A 14,869-nucleotide genomic window follows, 5' to 3' on the forward strand; every position below is an offset into this window, starting at 1 on the left:
CCGCTAGGAGGTGGAGCTGCCGGCGTCGACCGACTCGGGCGGCAGCTCGCTGAGCAACGTCCCGTACGCCGACTCGGCGGCCTGCTGCTCGGCTTCCTTCTTGGAGCGGCCGACCCCGTGCCCGTGCAGCCGGTCCGCCACCCGGACTTGGGCGGTGAAGGTCTTCATGTGGTCGGGGCCGTCGTCCTCGATCAGGTACGTCGGCACGCCGAGGTCGTGCTCGGCGCAGAACTCCTGGAGGCTGGTCTTCCAGTCGAGACCGGCGCCGAGGGCGGCCGCCGCCTCCAGCAGCGGGTCGAAGAGCAGGTGCACGACCTTCTCGGCGGCGTCGTGGCCGCCGGAGAGGAAGGTCGCGCCGATGACGGCCTCGACGGTGTCGGCCAGGATCGAGGCCTTGTCGTGGCCGCCGGTCGACTCCTCGCCCTTGCCGAGGTGGACGTAGGGTCCGAGCCCGATCGTCCGGGCCACCTCGGCCAGCGCCCGCGCGTTGACGACCGCGGCGCGCAGCTTGGCCAGCCGGCCCTCGGAGAGGTCGGGGTGGGTGCGGTAGAGGGTCTCGGTGATCACCACGCCGAGCACCGAGTCGCCCAGGAACTCCAGGCGCTCGTTGGTCGGCAGGCCGCCGTTCTCGTAGGCGAACGACCGGTGCGTGAGGGCAAGCTCCAGCAACTCGGGATCCAGGACCGGGTCACCGAGCGAGGCACGCAAGTCCTGGTAGGACTCCGTGGGGTTCAGCTGGGTCAAAGCGTGCGCAGCGCGGGTCAGATGACCTGGCGGCGGTCGGCCTTGGCGCCGTACTGGCCGCACTCACCGCAGGCACGGTGCGGCAGGTGCTTGGAGCCGCAGGCCGGGTTGGTGCAGGTCACCAGGGTCGGCGCGACGGCCTTCCATGCCGAACGACGGTGGCGCGTGTTGCTGCGCGACATCTTCCGCTTCGGGACAGCCACGATGTACTCCTCGGTTGGTGGTGCTGGTCAGTCTTCGTCTGGGTCGTTCAGGTCTTGCAACGCGGCCCACCGGGGATCGACGGGCTCGTCATGGTGATGCTCCGGGTCGTCCGCCAGGCGAGCGCCGCACTCGGCGCACAGTCCTGGACAGTCTTCCTGGCACAACGGCTGGAAGGGCAGCGCGAGCACCACCGCATCCCGCAGTACCGGCTCGAGATCGATCAGATCGCCCTCGGTCCGGCGGACGTCGGTCTCCTCGTCGGCACCAGGATCGGTGCCGTCACGGGTGTCGTCGTAGAGGAACAGCTCCTGGAGATCGATCGTGATGGCGTCCTCGATCGGCTCCAGGCACCGTGCGCACTCGCCTTCCAGGTCCGCCGCGGCGGTTCCGGAAACCAGCACTCCCTCCATGACTGCTTCGAGTCGCAGGTCGAACTCGACCGGCGAACCCTCGGCAACACCCAGGATTTCGATGCCCAGCTCTGCAGGCGCTTCCGCAGTCAGTGTCACCGTGCGCTGAGACCCCGGGCGGCGGCCGAGCTCGCGTGTATCGAGCACGAGCGGCGCTCTCGGGTCGAGATTGCGCAAGATGTCACTTCCGTTGGAGCTGTGCAGAACCTACGGGAGTCTATCCGGCCCGGGACGGGAGGGCTAATCGAGCTAGCGCTCCAGGTGGTCCGGGAGGACCATTTCGCCGACATCGGTGTCATCCGCCAGCAGGTGCGCGTGCCCGCCGGTCAGCTGGGCGCGCCCGCGCCGGACCAGCTCGGCCGTGCTCACCAGGATCTCCTCGAAGGACGCCAGCTTCTCGTCGACGTACTCGTCGGTCTCCTGGCGCATCTCCTCGTCCAGCTCGGGCGCGTCCGGTCCCTTGAGCTGGGCGCGGCCACTGCGCACCGCCGCCACGGTCCGTTCGACGGTGTCCTCGAAGTTGGCGAGCTTCGCCTCGACGTACTCCTCGGTCTCGGCCCGCAGCCGGGCCGCCCCCTCGGTCGCAGCAGTGGTGATCTCCTCGGCGCGCAGCTGCGCCAGCCGGTACACGTCGGTGTCGGAGACCAGGTCCTCGCTCCGGCGCTCGGCCTCGCGGAGCAGCTCGATCGCCTCGATCCGGCCGGTGTCGACGAACGCGTCCCGCTCCCCCACCACCTCGGTGGCGTGCGAGAGCGTGCTGTCGATCGTGGACTCGAGTTCGGAGAGCAGTGCGAGGAACTCGGAGCGGTTGATCATCACCGAGGCGGACATCGGTACCGAACGGGCCGAATCGACCGCGTTCCGGAGCGAGTCCAGCCGACGGATGATGTCGTCCTTCACGCGCCAGCGCCTCCGGCGGCCCTCTCGGCGAGGCGCTCGGTGAGCCGCTTCAGGACGAACGGCGGCACCAGGCTGGAGACGTCGCCGCCGAAGGTGGCGACCTCCTTGACCAGCGACGACGCCAGGAAGGAGTACTCCGGGCTGGTCGGGATGAAGATCGTGTCGACGTCGACCAGCGAGGAGTTCATCTGCGCCATCTGCAGCTCGTAGTCGAAGTCGCTGACCGCACGGAGACCCTTGACGATCGCCTTGATCCCGTTCTGCTCGCAGAAGGTCGTCAGCAGGCCGTCGAACCCGGCCACGGTGACGTTGCCGAACGGCGCGCAGGCCTCCTCGAGCATCGCGATCCGCTCCTCGGCGGTGAACAGCCGGGCGCTGGCCTTGGACTTGTTCACCCCGATCGCCACGACGACCTCGTCGAAGAGCGCCGAGGTCCGCGCGATGATGTCGATGTGGCCGTTGGTCACCGGGTCGAAGGACCCTGGACAGACCGCTCTACGCACTACTCCTCAACCCCTGTTCGTCGACCCGTGTCTTCAGCGCGGCGAAAGTACCAGAGCACCGTCTCGCCGTACTTCTTCTGCCGTGGGGTCCCGAGCCCGGTCGGCCATCCGGGTTCCACGCTACGCCGCGACCGCTCCAGCACGACAACTGCGCCGTCGCTGAGCCAGTCGTGCTCGAGGAGCAGGTCGAGCGCCTGGACGAGCTCGTCGTTCGTCAGCGGGTACGGCGGGTCGGCGAACACCACGTCGTACGGGATCCGGGGCCGACTGCCGAGCGCGCGGGCGACCGGGTGCGCGACCACCTCCACCGGGAAGCCGAGGGTGCGGGCGTTCGTGCTGATCACCGCCGCCGTCCTGCGGTCCGACTCGATCGCCGTGACCGCCTCGGCGCCCCGGGACAGGGCCTCGAGGCCGACCGCTCCGGAACCGGCGTACAGGTCCAGGACCCGGAGTCCGTGCAGCGAGCCGAGCTGCGCCTCCAGGGCCGAGAACAGCGCCTCCCGGACCCGGTCCGAGGTCGGCCGGGTGCCGTCGCCCGGGGGCGTGGCGAGCCGCCGGCCCTTCGCGGTGCCGCCGATGATCCTGGTCATCGCACCCTCACCCCTTGTCCAGGAAGTCTGCGCGCTCGGAGTCCTCGATCGCCTGGACCGCCGCCCGCAGGCCGGGTGCGCCGGCAAGATCGGGGTCCTGGGCCAGGTAGCCGGTCGCGGCGTCGCGGGCGGAGACGATCACGTCCTCGTCGGTCAGCACCGAGAGCAGCTTGAGCGAGCTGCGCCGGCCGCTCTGCTGGACCCCGAGGACATCGCCCTCGCGACGCTGCTCGAGGTCGATCCGGGAGAGCTCGAAGCCGTCGCGGGTCGACGCGACCGCGGTCAGCCGCTCCAGGCTCGGCGAGTCCGGAGCGGCGGTGGTGACCAGCAGGCAGAGACCGGAGTGCCCGCCCCGCCCGATCCGGCCGCGGAGCTGGTGCAGCTGGGAGACGCCGAACCGCTCGGCGTCCAGGATCACCATCACCGTCGAGTTCGGGACGTCGACGCCGACCTCGATCACGGTCGTGGAGACCAGCACGTCGACCTCGCCGGCGGCGAAGGCCTGCATCACCCGGTCCTTGTCGTCCGGGGTCATCCGCCCGTGCAGCTTCTCGATCCGCAGGCCGGCGAGCGGTCCGGCGGCCAGCTCGGGAGCGAGGTCCTCGACGGCGTGCAGCTCGGGGCCTTCCTCGGGAGCGGGCTCGTCGCCGATCCGGGCGCAGACCACGTAGGCCTGCCGACCGGCGGCCACCTCCTCGCGGATCCGGGACCAGGCCCGGTCGAGCCACGCGGGCTGCTGGCGTACCGGGACGACGCTGGTCTGCACCTCGCCGCGGCCGGCCGGCAGCTCGGAGAGCGTCGAGGTGTCCAGGTCGCCGAAGACGGTCATCGCCACGGTCCGCGGGATCGGGGTCGCGGTCATCACCAGCACGTGCGGCGGGGTGCCGGACTTGCTGGTCAGCGCCGCCCGCTGCTCGACGCCGAACCGGTGCTGCTCGTCGACGACGACCAGACCGAGGTCGTAGAACTGGACCTTCTCCTCGAGCAGCGCGTGCGTACCGATCACGATCCCGGCCTCGCCGCTGGCCGCGTCCAGCATCGCCTGGCGGCGGGCCGCCGTCCCCATCGAGCCGGTCAGCAGGGTCACGCCGGTGGAGACCTCGGCCGCACCGAGCAGACCGCCCTCACCGAGGTCGCCGAGCATCGCCCGGATCGAGCGCAGGTGCTGCTGGGCGAGCACCTCGGTCGGGGCGAGCAGGGCCGCCTGTCCGCCGGCGTCGACCACCTGGAGCATCGCGCGCAGGGCGACCAGGGTCTTGCCGGACCCGACCTCGCCCTGGAGCAGCCGGTGCATCGGGTGCGACGCGGCCAGCTCGTCGGCGAGCTCGTCGCCGATCCGGTCCTGGCCGGCGGTCAGCTCGAACGGCAGCCGCTCGTCGAAGCGATCGGCCAGCCCGCCGACGATCCGTGGCCGCGGGGTCGCCGGCTCGGCCCGGTGCTCGGCCCGGCGCCGCGCCAGGACGGCCTGGGTCACGAACGCCTCGTCGTACTTGAGCCGCTTGCGGGCCGCGCCGAGCTGCCGGTGGTCGTCGGGCCGGTGGATCCAGCGGTAGGCCTGATCGGCGGTGAGCAGCTCACGTCCGTCGCGGACCGCGTCCGGCAACGGGTCGGGGACGTCGTCGACCAGGTCCAGGGCGAGACCGATCAGCTCCTCCAGCTGCCAGCTGTCGACCTTCCCGATCACCGGGTAGATCGGGATCAGCTCCGGCATCTTGGCGAAAGCGTCGACCGCGTCGTCGGCGTCGTCCGCGCCGTACATGCGGGAGTTCGGGTTGTTCAGCTCCCAGCGCCCGTTGAACCACTTCAGCTTCCCGGAGAACATCCCGATCCGACCGACGGCGAGCTGCTTGGAGCGCCACTGCGCGGTGTGCTGGGCGCGGTCGAAGAACGTCATCCGCAGGTTGCCGTCCTCGGCCTTGACCAGGACCTCCTGCCGGTACGCCGTTCGCTTGGTCCGGCGGTCCTGGTAGGTCTTCGCCTCGGACGACACGATCTCGCCGACCAGGGACAGCAGGTCGCCCTCCTGGAGCTGGCCGAGATCGCTCAGGCGGCCCTTCTCGACGTAGCTGCGCGGGTAGTGCCCGAGCAGGTCACCGATCGTCTCGAAACCGGTCTCCTTGACCACCTCGGACGCCTTCTTGCCGCCGATGGTGGAGAGCGGTGAGTCCCAGGTGAGTTTCACTCGACCGCCAGCAGCAACGGGTAGCGCTCCTGGCCGCCGTCGTAGACGACCACGTCGACGCCGGCGTGGTTCGCCTCGATCCAGCTCTCGCAGCGCTCGACCAGGTCGCCGGCATCCGCGCCGCCGACCAGGGTGACCAGCTCGCCGCCGCCGGTGAGCATCCGCTCCAGGATCGCGGTGGCGACGTCGACGAGGTCGCTGCCGACGACCGCGAAGTCACCCTGCAGCACGCCGAGCACGTCCCCGGTCTCGCACGGGCCCGCCGTCGTCATCGCCTGCTTGACCGCGACCGTGACCGCGCCGTGCCGGGTGCCGCGGGCGGCGGAGGTCATCTGCACGACGTCCGCGTCGAAGGCGCGACCAGGCTCGTGCACCGCGATCGCCGCGATCCCCTGGACCTGGGCGCGGGTGGGCACCACGACGACCCGGACGTCGGCGCTCTCCTCGGCCGCCGCAGCCGCCGCCTCGGCGACACTCAGCGAGTCCGGGTCGTTGGGCAGCACCACGACCTCCTCGGCGCCGCTGGCCAGGATCGCGTCCAGGATCTCGCCCGTGCTCGGACGGAGGCCGGGTCGGCCGACGAGCACCCGGGCACCGGCCTCGGCGAAGATCCCGGCGAGGCCGTCGCCGGCGACCACCGCGACCACGGCCCGGCCGCCGCGCGAGCCCGCCCCCTGGGAGCGCTTCTGGCGGGCGCGGGTGACCTGCTCGGCGAAGTGGGTGACCCGGATCCGCCGGGGACGGCCGGCGTCGATGCCGGCCTCGACCGCGGCGCCCACGTCGTCGGTGTGCACGTGCACGTTCCAGAGCCCGTCGCCGCCGACCACCACCAGCGAGTCGCCGAGCTCGCCGAGCCGGGCGCGCAGGCCCCCGATCGCGTCGTCCTCCGCGTCCAGCAGGTACATCACCTCGTACGCCGGCCCGTCCTCGGTCAGGTCCCCGGTGGGCAGCGGCGTCGGGATCGCGTGCGCCCCGATCGGCGCCGGGGCCGACATCGGACGCTGGCCGGTGACCGCGGACTCGGCCGCGTCCAGGATCACGCACAGGCCGCGACCACCCGCGTCGACCACGCCGGCGTCGCGGAGGAGCTGCATCTGGTCCGGGGTCCGGGCGAGCGCCTCGCGGGCAGCGGCGGCCGCGGCCTTGAGGACGTCGCCGAGGTGCGCCTCGGGGTCCTCCGCGCGGGCGGCCGCGGCGATCGAGGCGGCCTTCGCGACGCTGAGCATGGTGCCCTCGACGGGAGTACCCACCGCGGCGTAGGCGGCCTCGGTGGCCTGGGCGAAGCCTTCGGCCATCAGGGTCGCCGAGCGGTCCTCCGGGCCGCCCTGCCCCATCCGTCGCAGCAGCGCGCCGATCAGCTGGCTCAGGATCACTCCCGAGTTGCCGCGGGCGCCCAGCAGCGCGGCCTTGGCGTAGACCTGGAGTGCGTCGCGCAGGTCCGGCTCGCCGTCCGCCTCGGCGAGGTGCTCGCGGAGGGCTCCGCGGGCCGATTCCACGGTCAGGTACATGTTCGTCCCGGTGTCCCCGTCGGGCACCGGGTAGACGTTCAGCGCGTCGATCTCCTCGCGCGCGGAGGCGAGCCCCTGGACGGCCAGATCCGCGAAGCGGACGACCGCTCCCAGATCGAAGGTGGCGATAGCCTCGCCACGCGTCCCAGTACTCATGCCCACCCTCGTGAAGTCGATGCGGATCACGCTAGTAGACGGTTCCTCGATTCGCGCGGAGGGGGTTGTGTCGTTTATCCTTCTTCGGTTGCCCGGATCGGAACACGTCCGCCTCGGGCCCCCATCTTCGATACACCCGCAAACCCAAGGAGTGCACGGTGGCTGCCGTCTGCGACATCTGCGCCAAGAAGCCCGGCTTCGGCAACAACCGCCCGTGGTCCCGCAAGATCACGAAGCGCCGCTTCAACCCGAACATCCAGCGCGTCCGCGCCACGGTCAACGGCACGCCCAAGCGCGTCAACGTGTGCACCGGCTGCCTGAAGGCCGGCAAGGTCTCCCGCTAGACCCCAGCGCGTTGAGTAGGCCCTAAGCACCGTTGAGCGGGCCCTTCGGATTCGTCCGAAGGGCCCGCTCAACGGTATTTAGCGCCTACTCAACCTAGAAATGGGTCCAGCCGGGGTCGCCCTCGTAGATCTCGCCGTCGACCGTCACACCCTCCCCGGCGGTGACCGACCCGATCGGGCGGAACGGCTCGGGAAGCTCGGTGCCGGCCGGGAAGGTCGCGACCAGCGGGTGGTCCTCGCCGCCGCCGAGCACGAACTGCAGCGGCTCCACGCCGAGCGCGGCTCCGACCGCGACCAGCGGGTCGTCGAGCGTGAACGCGTCGGACCGTACGTCGATCGCTACCCCGGAACCGGCGGCGAGGTGCCCGAGGTCGGCGACCAGCCCGTCGGAGACGTCGATCATCGCGGTGGCACCGGCCTTCGCCGCTGCCGGCCCCGCGTCGTACGGGGGCTCGGGGCGCTGGTGAGCCACGACGACCGCGCGCGGCGACCGGAACCCGCGCCCCAGGACGGCGAGCCCGGCGGCCGCCCAGCCCTGGCGGCCGGCGATCGCCAGGACGTCGCCGGCCCGGGCGCCCGAGCGCAGCACCGGAGCGACCTCGCACTCCCCCAGCACCGTGATCGCGACGACGATCTCGCTCCCCCGGGTGATGTCGCCGCCGATCACGCTGGCGCCGACCAGCGCCGCCTCCGCGGCGATCCCCTCGGCCAGGTCGACGGCCCACTGCGCCGGCAGGTCGGCCGGCAGCGCCAACCCGACCGTCAACGCGGTCGCGCGTCCCCCCATCGCGTTGACGTCGGAGATGTTCTGGGCGGCGGCGCGGTGGCCGACGTCGGTCGCGGTGGCCCAGTCACGGCGGAAGTGCCGGTTCTCGACGAGCAGGTCGGTGGAGACCACCACGTGCCCCTTCGGAGCCCGCAGCACGGCGGCATCGTCGCCGGGGCCGACGTACACGGCCGGGCCCTGCTCGAACCGCTGCACCAGCTCGGCGATCAGGCCGAACTCGCCCAGGTCGGCCACGGTCGCGCCCGCCTGGAGCGGGGTCGGAGAGGTCATGGGGCAACTCTTCCACCCCGCTCCCCGATCGGTCCGGCGGGCACGCGGAACCCGGGTCGCTCAGCGAACCGCACAGCCCCGGTTTCGCCTCACCCCTGCGTCCGATAGGTTTGCCACGGCCCACACTCACTGCCGAGACGAGGGAGACTCACATGGTTGTCCAGGCCTACATCCTGATCCAGACCGATGTCGGCAAGGCGGCAGAGGTCGCGGCCAAGATCACCGACATCAAGGGCGTCATCCTCGCCGAGGACGTCACCGGCCCGTACGACGTGATCGTGCGCGCCGAGGCCCGCAACGTCGATGAGCTGGGCAAGCTGGTCGTCGCCAAGGTGCAGACCTTGGACGGGATCACCCGCACGCTGACCTGCCCGGTCGTGCACATCTGATCGTCGCATCGGGCGTCGTGGTCCGTTCCTTCGGGGTTCGTGGAACCAGAACCCCGATCGAACGGGCCACGACGCCGTTTTCGACGGACCAGAACGCCGGACTCGACGGTCAGCGGAGGCCGGTGTCGCGGGAGAGCGCCAGCCCGACCAGCCGGTCCAGCAGCGCCGGGTAGTCCAGCCCCGAGGCGGCCCACATCCGCGGGAACATCGACGTCGCGGTGAACCCCGGCATCGTCTCGACCTCGTTGAGCACCACCCGGCCGTCGCCGAAGACGAAGAAGTCGACGCGCGCGAGCCCCTCGACGTCCAGCGCCTCGAACGCCTGGACCGCCAGCCGGCGGACCTGGTCGGCCACCTCGTCGGGCAGGTCGGCCGGCACCTCCAGCGCGGTGTTCTGCTCGGGCAGGTACTTGGCCTCGAAGTCGTAGAAGGTGTGCGCCGCGTCGATCCGGATCTCGGCGATCGCCGAGACCTCCGGCCGCGCACCGCCCTCGCCCTGGAGGACGCCGATCTCGACCTCGCGGGCACCGATCGCGCCGGCTTCGACGAGCACCTTCGGGTCGAACCGCTGCGCCTCGGCGATCGCGTCGGCCAGTCCTTCCGGCCTGTCCACCCGGCTGATCCCGAAGCTCGAGCCGGCCCGGGCCGGCTTCACGAACACGGGGTAGCCGAGCCCGGCGACCGCCTCGGTGATCGCGGCCGGGTCGTTCGCCCACGTGCCCGGACGGACCAGGACCCACGGGAGCACCGGCAGCCCCTGGGCGGCGAAGAGCAGCTTCATGAACATCTTGTCGGTGCCGACGGCCGAGGAGAGCACGCCGGCGCCGACGTACCGGACTCCGGAGAGCTCCAGGAGGCCCTGCAGGGTGCCGTCCTGGCCCCAGGGGCCGTGCATCACCGGGAAGACCACGTCGACCTCGCCGAGGCGCCTGGGGACCTCTCCAGGCGCGCTCACGACCAGGTCGGCGGTGGGGCTGAGGGTCACCTCCTGGTCGCTGGTCACCGACGGCAGCTCGCCGGCCGGTCCGAGCGCGAGCCGGTCGGCGTCGCCGGACTCCAGTACCCAGCGGCCGTCGGTGGTGATGCCGACCGGGATGACCTCGTACTTGTCCGGGTCGAGCGACCTGATCACGCTGCCCGCGGAGACGCAGGAGATCGCGTGCTCGGACGACCTGCCGCCGAAGACGACCGCGACACGGACCCTGGATCGCTCGCTCATCCGGCAGACCTTACCGGCGGCAGTCCACCGCGACCTCCTCCGACTACCTTTGCTCCATGCGTCCCGCCACCCGAGCCGTCCACGTCGGTCGTCCCCCGCACGAGGTCGACCAGCCCCTCAACGTCCCGATCACGATGGCGTCCACGTACGTCGCCGGCGGCGATCGCGAGTACGGCAGGTACGCCAACCCGACCTGGACCGCCTTCGAGGAGGCCCTGGCGTCGCTCGAGGGCGGCGAGGACGGTACGACGCACTGCCTGGCGTTCTCGAGCGGCCTCGCCGCCGTCGCCACCGTGCTCGACCTGGTCGGCTCGGACCAGGTGGTGGTCGCGCCGCGGCACGCCTACAACGGCACCGTGATGCAGCTCGCCGACCTGGAGGCGCGCGGGCGTCTGCGGGCCAACCTGGTCGACATCACCGACACCGCAGCCGTGGTGGCGGCCTGCGAGGACGCCGCCCTGGTCTGGCTGGAGTCCCCCACCAACCCGGCGATGGAGATCGCCGACATCGCCGCGATCACCGCGGCCGCGCACGAGGCCGGTGCCCGGGTCGTGGTCGACAACACCTTCGCCACCCCGATCCTGCAGCGACCGCTGGAGGACGGCGTCGACCTGGTGGTGCACTCCGCGACCAAGTACCTGGCCGGACACTCCGATGTCCTGCTCGGCGCCCTGCTCACCCGGGACCCCGAGCTGCTGGCGGTGCTCAAGGGCCGCCGCGACCTGATCGGCGCGATCCCCGGCGCGTTCGAGGCCTGGCTGGCGCTGCGCGGGCTGCGCACGCTGCCGCTGCGGGTCGAGCGCGCCCAGGCCAACGCCGCCGAGCTCGCCGTACGGCTGGGGGCGCACCCCGCGGTGACCGAGGTCCGCTACCCGGGCTTCGGGGCGATGATCTCGATCGTGCTCGGCGACGCCGCTGCCGCCGACCGGCTCACCCACGGCACCGCGTTGTGGGTGCACGCCACGTCCCTGGGCGGCGTCGAGTCGACCTTCGAGCGGCGCCGGCGCTGGGCTTCCGAGCCGAGCACCATCCCGGAGGGGCTGGTCAGGCTCTCGGTCGGCGTGGAGGACGTCGAGGACCTCTGGGAGGACCTGGTCGCGGTGCTGGACCGGTGAAGGGTCTCCCCGACGGCCTGCACGTCCGACCGCTCGGCCTGGACGACTCCGCGGCGGTCTACGCGGTGATGGCGGCCTCGGAGCTCGCGGTGCTCGGCACCGTGACCCTGGAGGAGGCCGACATCGTCGCCGATTGGAGCCGACCCAGCTTCGACGTCGCCGCGAGCACGGTCGGCGTCCTCGACGGCGACCTGCTGATCGGGTACGCCGAGGTGAGCGACACCGGGCGCGGCGACGCCGCCGTGCACCCCGACCACCTCGGCCGCGGCATCGGCACCGCCCTCGCCGGCTGGATGAAGGCGACCGCTCGCGCACAGGGAGCCACCGAGGTGTCGATGCCGGTGCCTGCCGGCTCGCCCGGCGAGAGCCTGCTGCGCGCCCTCGGCTACGAGGCGCGCCACGAGTCCTGGGTTCTCGCGCTGCCCGAGGGTGCCGAGATCCCGGCGCAGCCGCTGCCTCCCGGCTACCTGCTGCGGATCGCCGGGAGCGCCGAGCTGGAGCCGGCGTACCGGGTGATCGAGGACGCCTTCGGCGAGTGGGCCGGCCGACCGCGGCACTCGTACGACGACTGGCTCGGCCGGATCACCGGGCGCCCCGGCTACCTCCCCTGGAACGTCCAGGTGGTCCTGGACCCGGACGGAGCGGTCGTCGGCGCGGTCAACGTCGACCTCGGCACGAGCACCGGCTTCGTCAACCAGGTCGCGGTCCGCGCCGATCAGCGCGGCCGCGGGCTCGCCAAGGCACTGCTGGCCGCGGCGTTCGCCTCGGCACGCGAGCACGGCGCCACCAGGTCCGAGCTGAGCACCGACTCCCGGACCGGAGCGCTCGACCTCTACCTCGGGCTCGGGATGACGGTCGAGAGCACCTGGATCAACCTGGGCACCGAGGTCTGAGTCAGTCCCGCTCGGCCTTGGTCTCGCGGGCGATGAACGCGTCCATCATCTCCCGGGTGCCGATCTCCCCGCGGACGACCGCGTCGACGTGCTCGGCGATCGGGGCGTCCACGCCGTTGCGGCGCGCCAGGTCGAGGATGGAGGCGCACGACTTGGCACCCTCGGCGACCTGGCTGGTGGTCGCGTAGATCTCCTCGACGCTCAGCCCCTGGCCGAGCTTCTCGCCGAAGGTCCGGTTCCGGGAGAGCGGCGACGAGCAGGTCGCCACCAGGTCGCCGAGGCCGGCCAGGCCCATCAGGGTGAGCGGATCCGCCCCCAGCTTCATCGCCAGCCGGGCCGTCTCGGCCAGGCCGCGGGTGATCAGCGACGCCGTGGTGTTGTCGCCGAAGCCGAGACCCACCGCCATCCCGACGCAGAGGCCGACGACGTTCTTGTAGGCGCCGCCGAGCTCGCAGCCGACCACGTCGGTGCTCCGGTACGGACGGAACGCGCGCGAGTGGCAGAGCTCCTGGACCTGCTTCGCCACCGCGTCATCGGCGCACGCCACGACGCTGGCGGCCGGCTCGCGCATCGCGATCTCCTTGGCCAGGTTCGGCCCGCTGACCACGCTGATCCGCTCCGGCCCGGCCCCGGTCACCTCGGCGATGACCTCGCTCATCCGCTTGGTGGTGCCGAGCTCGACGCCCTTCATCAACGAGATGAACACCGCGTCCTCGGGCACCAGCGGCGCCCAGGCGGCCAGGTTCTCCCGCAACGACTGCGACGGCACCGAGAGCACGACGTACTCCGCACCGGCGAGCGCCTCGGCCGGGTCGCTGGTGGCCCGGATGCCCGCGGGCAGCTCGACGCCGGGGAAGTAGTCCGGGTTCTCGTGCCGGTCGTTGACCGCGGTGACGACGTCCTCCCGCCGCGCCCACAGGGTGACCTCGTTGCCGGCATCGGCGAGGACGATCCCGAAGGCCGTCCCCCAGGAGCCGGCACTGAACACTGCGACGCGAGCCATCAGGCACGCCGTCCCTTCTTCTGGTCGTCCGCAGACGACTTGTTGGGGTTGCCGATCTCGGTGATGCCGGCCTTCTTCGGGTCGAAGCGCTCCGCCGGCGGGGTCTCGCCGCGCAGTTCGCCGACCAGTTCGCTGATCGCGGCCATGATCCGGTCGGTGGCCAGGTGGAGCACCTCGTTCGTCACCGCCCCGCCGTTGTCCGCGACCCTCGCCGCCAGGTCGGAGAGGTCGACCGGGTCGCCCACCTTGTAGCGCGCCGTCCGGCGCGGGAACAGGTGCGGCCGGGCCGTGTACGGCGCCAGGATCTCCTGGGCGCCCCACTGCCCGATCGGGATCACCGGGCACCCGGTCTCCAGGGCGATCCGGGCGGCACCGGTCTTGCCGCGCATCGGCCAGCCGGTCGGGTCCTTGGTGATGGTGCCCTCGGGGTAGACGCCCACGCAGCCGCCCGCGCGCACCGAGGCGACCGCTGCGTCGAACGCCTTGGCCGCGTCCGTGGTGGTGCGCGAGACCGGGATCATCCGCGCGTCCCGGACGATGTGGCCGACCACCGGGACGTCGAACAACGCATCCTTGGTCAGGTACTGGACGAGCCGGCCGTGCTCGTAGAGCAACCAGGCGAGGGTCAGCGGGTCGATGTGCGAGACGTGGTTCATCGCGATCACGCAGCCGCCGGTCGCGGGAATCTTCTCGCCGTCGATCCACTCGTGCTTGGTGGTCGCCAGCAGGGTCGGCTTCAGGATCGCCACGCAGGTGGACCAGGCCCACCCGCGCCGCTCCTGCAGCTTCCGCACCTTGACCACGTCGCGGCTCCCTTCGACCATCCGGCACCGTGCAGGAGCACCCTACCGACGCTGCTGCGAGGATCGTCCCTGTGACGACACGCCGTTATGCATTGTTGATCCCCGTCAAGGACGCGCGCAGCGCCAAGACCCGCCTCGGTGTCGGCGACGGCGGGCAGCGCGCCCGGCTGATGGCGGCGTTCGCCCAGGACTCGATCGCGGCGGCCGCGGCCAGCCCGTGGGTGTCGGTGTACGTCGTCGGCGACCCGGACGCGTTGGCCGACCAGCTCGGCGACCTCGGTGTGCCGGTCCTTCCCGACGAAGGCGGCGGGAGCCTCAACCGCGCGCTCGAGCGTGCCGCCGTACGGATCTCCGCGCAGCCGGACCTCGCCGGGGTGGCGGTGATGCTGGCCGATCTCCCGTGCCTGCGTACCGCCGACCTCGACAGCGCCTTCGCGGCGGCGCGCGGACGTGCGTACGTCGCCGACGCGGAAGGCTCGGGCACGACCCTGCTGATCGCGCCGGCCGGTACGCCGCTGGACCCCCGCTTCGGTGCCGGGTCGGCGGCGGCCCACGCGGCGAGCGGTGCCGAGGGGCTGACCGGCGAGTTGTCCTCGTTGCGCCAGGACGTCGACACCACCGACGACCTGGAAGCCGCGCTGCGCTTCGGCGTCGGCGTGCGCACGGCCCAGGTCGCGTCCAGCCTGCTCTGACCCGAGACGCAGCGAACGGCGGCACTCCGAGGAGTGCCGCCGTTCGTCGTTGCGTGCGTCAGGCCTTCTTGGCGGCCTTCTTTGCCGCCTTCTTGGCCGGCGCCTTCTTCGCAGGAGCCTTCTTGGCCGGAGCCTTCTTGGCTGCGGCCTTCTTGGC

General features: G+C 71.9%; 17 protein-coding genes. 5 read left to right on the forward strand and 12 right to left on the reverse strand.

The features are described 5' to 3' along the window. Positions 1-3: 3 nt before the first annotated feature. From rnc to EFK50_RS04080, 8 genes are all read right to left on the reverse strand, one after another. Positions 4-744, reverse strand: coding sequence for a ribonuclease III (gene rnc, locus EFK50_RS04045; protein ID WP_246004025.1), 741 nt, complete (start codon positions 742-744; stop codon positions 4-6). A 17-nt stretch (positions 745-761) separates the two neighbouring features. Further along, positions 762-947 (reverse strand): 50S ribosomal protein L32, encoded by a 186-nt coding sequence (gene rpmF / locus EFK50_RS04050; RefSeq protein ID WP_123226255.1) that lies wholly within the window; start codon positions 945-947, stop codon positions 762-764. A gap of 27 nt (positions 948-974) precedes the next feature. Continuing rightward, positions 975-1,535, reverse strand: coding sequence for a YceD family protein (locus EFK50_RS04055; protein WP_123226256.1), 561 nt, complete (start codon positions 1,533-1,535; stop codon positions 975-977). A gap of 72 nt (positions 1,536-1,607) precedes the next feature. Further along, positions 1,608-2,258, reverse strand: a complete 651-nt coding sequence (locus EFK50_RS04060; RefSeq protein WP_123226257.1) for a hypothetical protein — start codon at positions 2,256-2,258, stop codon at positions 1,608-1,610. Then, positions 2,255-2,761, reverse strand: coding sequence for a pantetheine-phosphate adenylyltransferase (coaD, locus tag EFK50_RS04065; protein WP_123226258.1), 507 nt, complete (start codon positions 2,759-2,761; stop codon positions 2,255-2,257). Before coaD ends, EFK50_RS04060 begins: the two co-directional genes overlap by 4 nt. Beyond that, positions 2,761-3,351 (reverse strand): 16S rRNA (guanine(966)-N(2))-methyltransferase RsmD, encoded by a 591-nt coding sequence (gene rsmD / locus EFK50_RS04070; protein WP_123226259.1) that lies wholly within the window; start codon positions 3,349-3,351, stop codon positions 2,761-2,763. Before rsmD ends, coaD begins: the two co-directional genes overlap by 1 nt. 7 nt (positions 3,352-3,358) lie before the next feature. After that, positions 3,359-5,533, reverse strand: coding sequence for an ATP-dependent DNA helicase RecG (locus tag EFK50_RS04075; RefSeq protein ID WP_123226260.1), 2,175 nt, complete (start codon positions 5,531-5,533; stop codon positions 3,359-3,361). After that, on the reverse strand, positions 5,530-7,197 hold the full coding sequence (locus EFK50_RS04080; RefSeq protein WP_123226610.1) for a DAK2 domain-containing protein: 1,668 nt from the start codon (positions 7,195-7,197) through the stop codon (positions 5,530-5,532). Before EFK50_RS04080 ends, EFK50_RS04075 begins: the two co-directional genes overlap by 4 nt. 158 nt (positions 7,198-7,355) lie before the next feature. Here EFK50_RS04080 and rpmB point away from each other — a divergent pair, with 158 nt between their 5' ends. Beyond that, positions 7,356-7,541 (forward strand): 50S ribosomal protein L28, encoded by a 186-nt coding sequence (gene rpmB, locus EFK50_RS04085; RefSeq protein ID WP_110238881.1) that lies wholly within the window; start codon positions 7,356-7,358, stop codon positions 7,539-7,541. Positions 7,542-7,635: 94 nt separating this feature from the next. Here rpmB and EFK50_RS04090 read toward each other — a convergent pair whose 3' ends face one another. Next, on the reverse strand, positions 7,636-8,598 hold the full coding sequence (locus EFK50_RS04090; protein ID WP_123226261.1) for a thiamine-phosphate kinase: 963 nt from the start codon (positions 8,596-8,598) through the stop codon (positions 7,636-7,638). Between the two features lie 152 nt (positions 8,599-8,750). Between EFK50_RS04090 and EFK50_RS04095 the strand changes: the two genes are divergently transcribed. Next, positions 8,751-8,987, forward strand: a complete 237-nt coding sequence (locus tag EFK50_RS04095) for an Lrp/AsnC family transcriptional regulator (RefSeq protein ID WP_123226262.1) — start codon at positions 8,751-8,753, stop codon at positions 8,985-8,987. 109 nt (positions 8,988-9,096) lie between these two features. Here the strand turns inward: EFK50_RS04095 and EFK50_RS04100 are convergent, their stop codons facing one another. Continuing rightward, the gene (locus tag EFK50_RS04100; protein ID WP_123226263.1) at positions 9,097-10,206 is read right to left on the reverse strand and encodes a D-alanine--D-alanine ligase family protein; all 1,110 of its coding nucleotides are present in this window, start codon (positions 10,204-10,206) and stop codon (positions 9,097-9,099) included. 56 nt (positions 10,207-10,262) lie between these two features. On the opposite strand from EFK50_RS04100, the gene EFK50_RS04105 reads away from it, so the two are divergent. Then, positions 10,263-11,321, forward strand: coding sequence for a trans-sulfuration enzyme family protein (locus EFK50_RS04105; RefSeq protein ID WP_123226264.1), 1,059 nt, complete (start codon positions 10,263-10,265; stop codon positions 11,319-11,321). Beyond that, positions 11,318-12,214, forward strand: a complete 897-nt coding sequence (locus EFK50_RS04110; RefSeq protein ID WP_246004026.1) for a GNAT family N-acetyltransferase — start codon at positions 11,318-11,320, stop codon at positions 12,212-12,214. Before EFK50_RS04105 ends, EFK50_RS04110 begins: the two co-directional genes overlap by 4 nt. Position 12,215: 1 nt before the next feature. Here the strand turns inward: EFK50_RS04110 and EFK50_RS04115 are convergent, their stop codons facing one another. After that, positions 12,216-13,217, reverse strand: coding sequence for an NAD(P)H-dependent glycerol-3-phosphate dehydrogenase (locus EFK50_RS04115; RefSeq protein ID WP_123226265.1), 1,002 nt, complete (start codon positions 13,215-13,217; stop codon positions 12,216-12,218). Further along, positions 13,217-14,041, reverse strand: coding sequence for a lysophospholipid acyltransferase family protein (locus tag EFK50_RS04120; protein ID WP_123226266.1), 825 nt, complete (start codon positions 14,039-14,041; stop codon positions 13,217-13,219). The genes EFK50_RS04115 and EFK50_RS04120 overlap by 1 nt, the downstream gene beginning before the upstream one ends. A 50-nt stretch (positions 14,042-14,091) precedes the next feature. On the opposite strand from EFK50_RS04120, the gene cofC reads away from it, so the two are divergent. After that, a complete protein-coding gene (gene cofC, locus EFK50_RS04125; RefSeq protein WP_123226267.1) occupies positions 14,092-14,712 on the forward strand; it encodes a 2-phospho-L-lactate guanylyltransferase in 621 nt (206 codons plus the stop codon). The last annotated feature ends 157 nt before the right edge of the window (positions 14,713-14,869 follow it).

Origin of the sequence: Nocardioides marmoriginsengisoli (genome assembly GCF_003725695.1) — a bacterium.
GTDB lineage: Bacteria > Actinomycetota > Actinomycetes > Propionibacteriales > Nocardioidaceae > Marmoricola > Marmoricola marmoriginsengisoli.

Excerpts from the sequence above, each read along its gene's own strand:
- rsmD (WP_123226259.1), bottom strand. The coding sequence starts at position 3,351 with ATGACCAGGATCATCGGCGGCACCGCGAAGGGCCGGCGGCTCGCCACG.
- EFK50_RS04080 (WP_123226610.1), bottom strand. The coding sequence starts at position 7,197 with ATGAGTACTGGGACGCGTGGCGAGGCTATCGCCACCTTCGATCTGGGA.
- EFK50_RS04090 (WP_123226261.1), bottom strand. The coding sequence starts at position 8,598 with ATGACCTCTCCGACCCCGCTCCAGGCGGGCGCGACCGTGGCCGACCTG.
- EFK50_RS04095 (WP_123226262.1), top strand. The coding sequence starts at position 8,751 with ATGGTTGTCCAGGCCTACATCCTGATCCAGACCGATGTCGGCAAGGCG.
- EFK50_RS04100 (WP_123226263.1), bottom strand. The coding sequence starts at position 10,206 with ATGAGCGAGCGATCCAGGGTCCGTGTCGCGGTCGTCTTCGGCGGCAGG.
- EFK50_RS04105 (WP_123226264.1), top strand. The coding sequence starts at position 10,263 with ATGCGTCCCGCCACCCGAGCCGTCCACGTCGGTCGTCCCCCGCACGAG.
- EFK50_RS04115 (WP_123226265.1), bottom strand. The coding sequence starts at position 13,217 with ATGGCTCGCGTCGCAGTGTTCAGTGCCGGCTCCTGGGGGACGGCCTTC.
- EFK50_RS04120 (WP_123226266.1), bottom strand. The coding sequence starts at position 14,041 with ATGGTCGAAGGGAGCCGCGACGTGGTCAAGGTGCGGAAGCTGCAGGAG.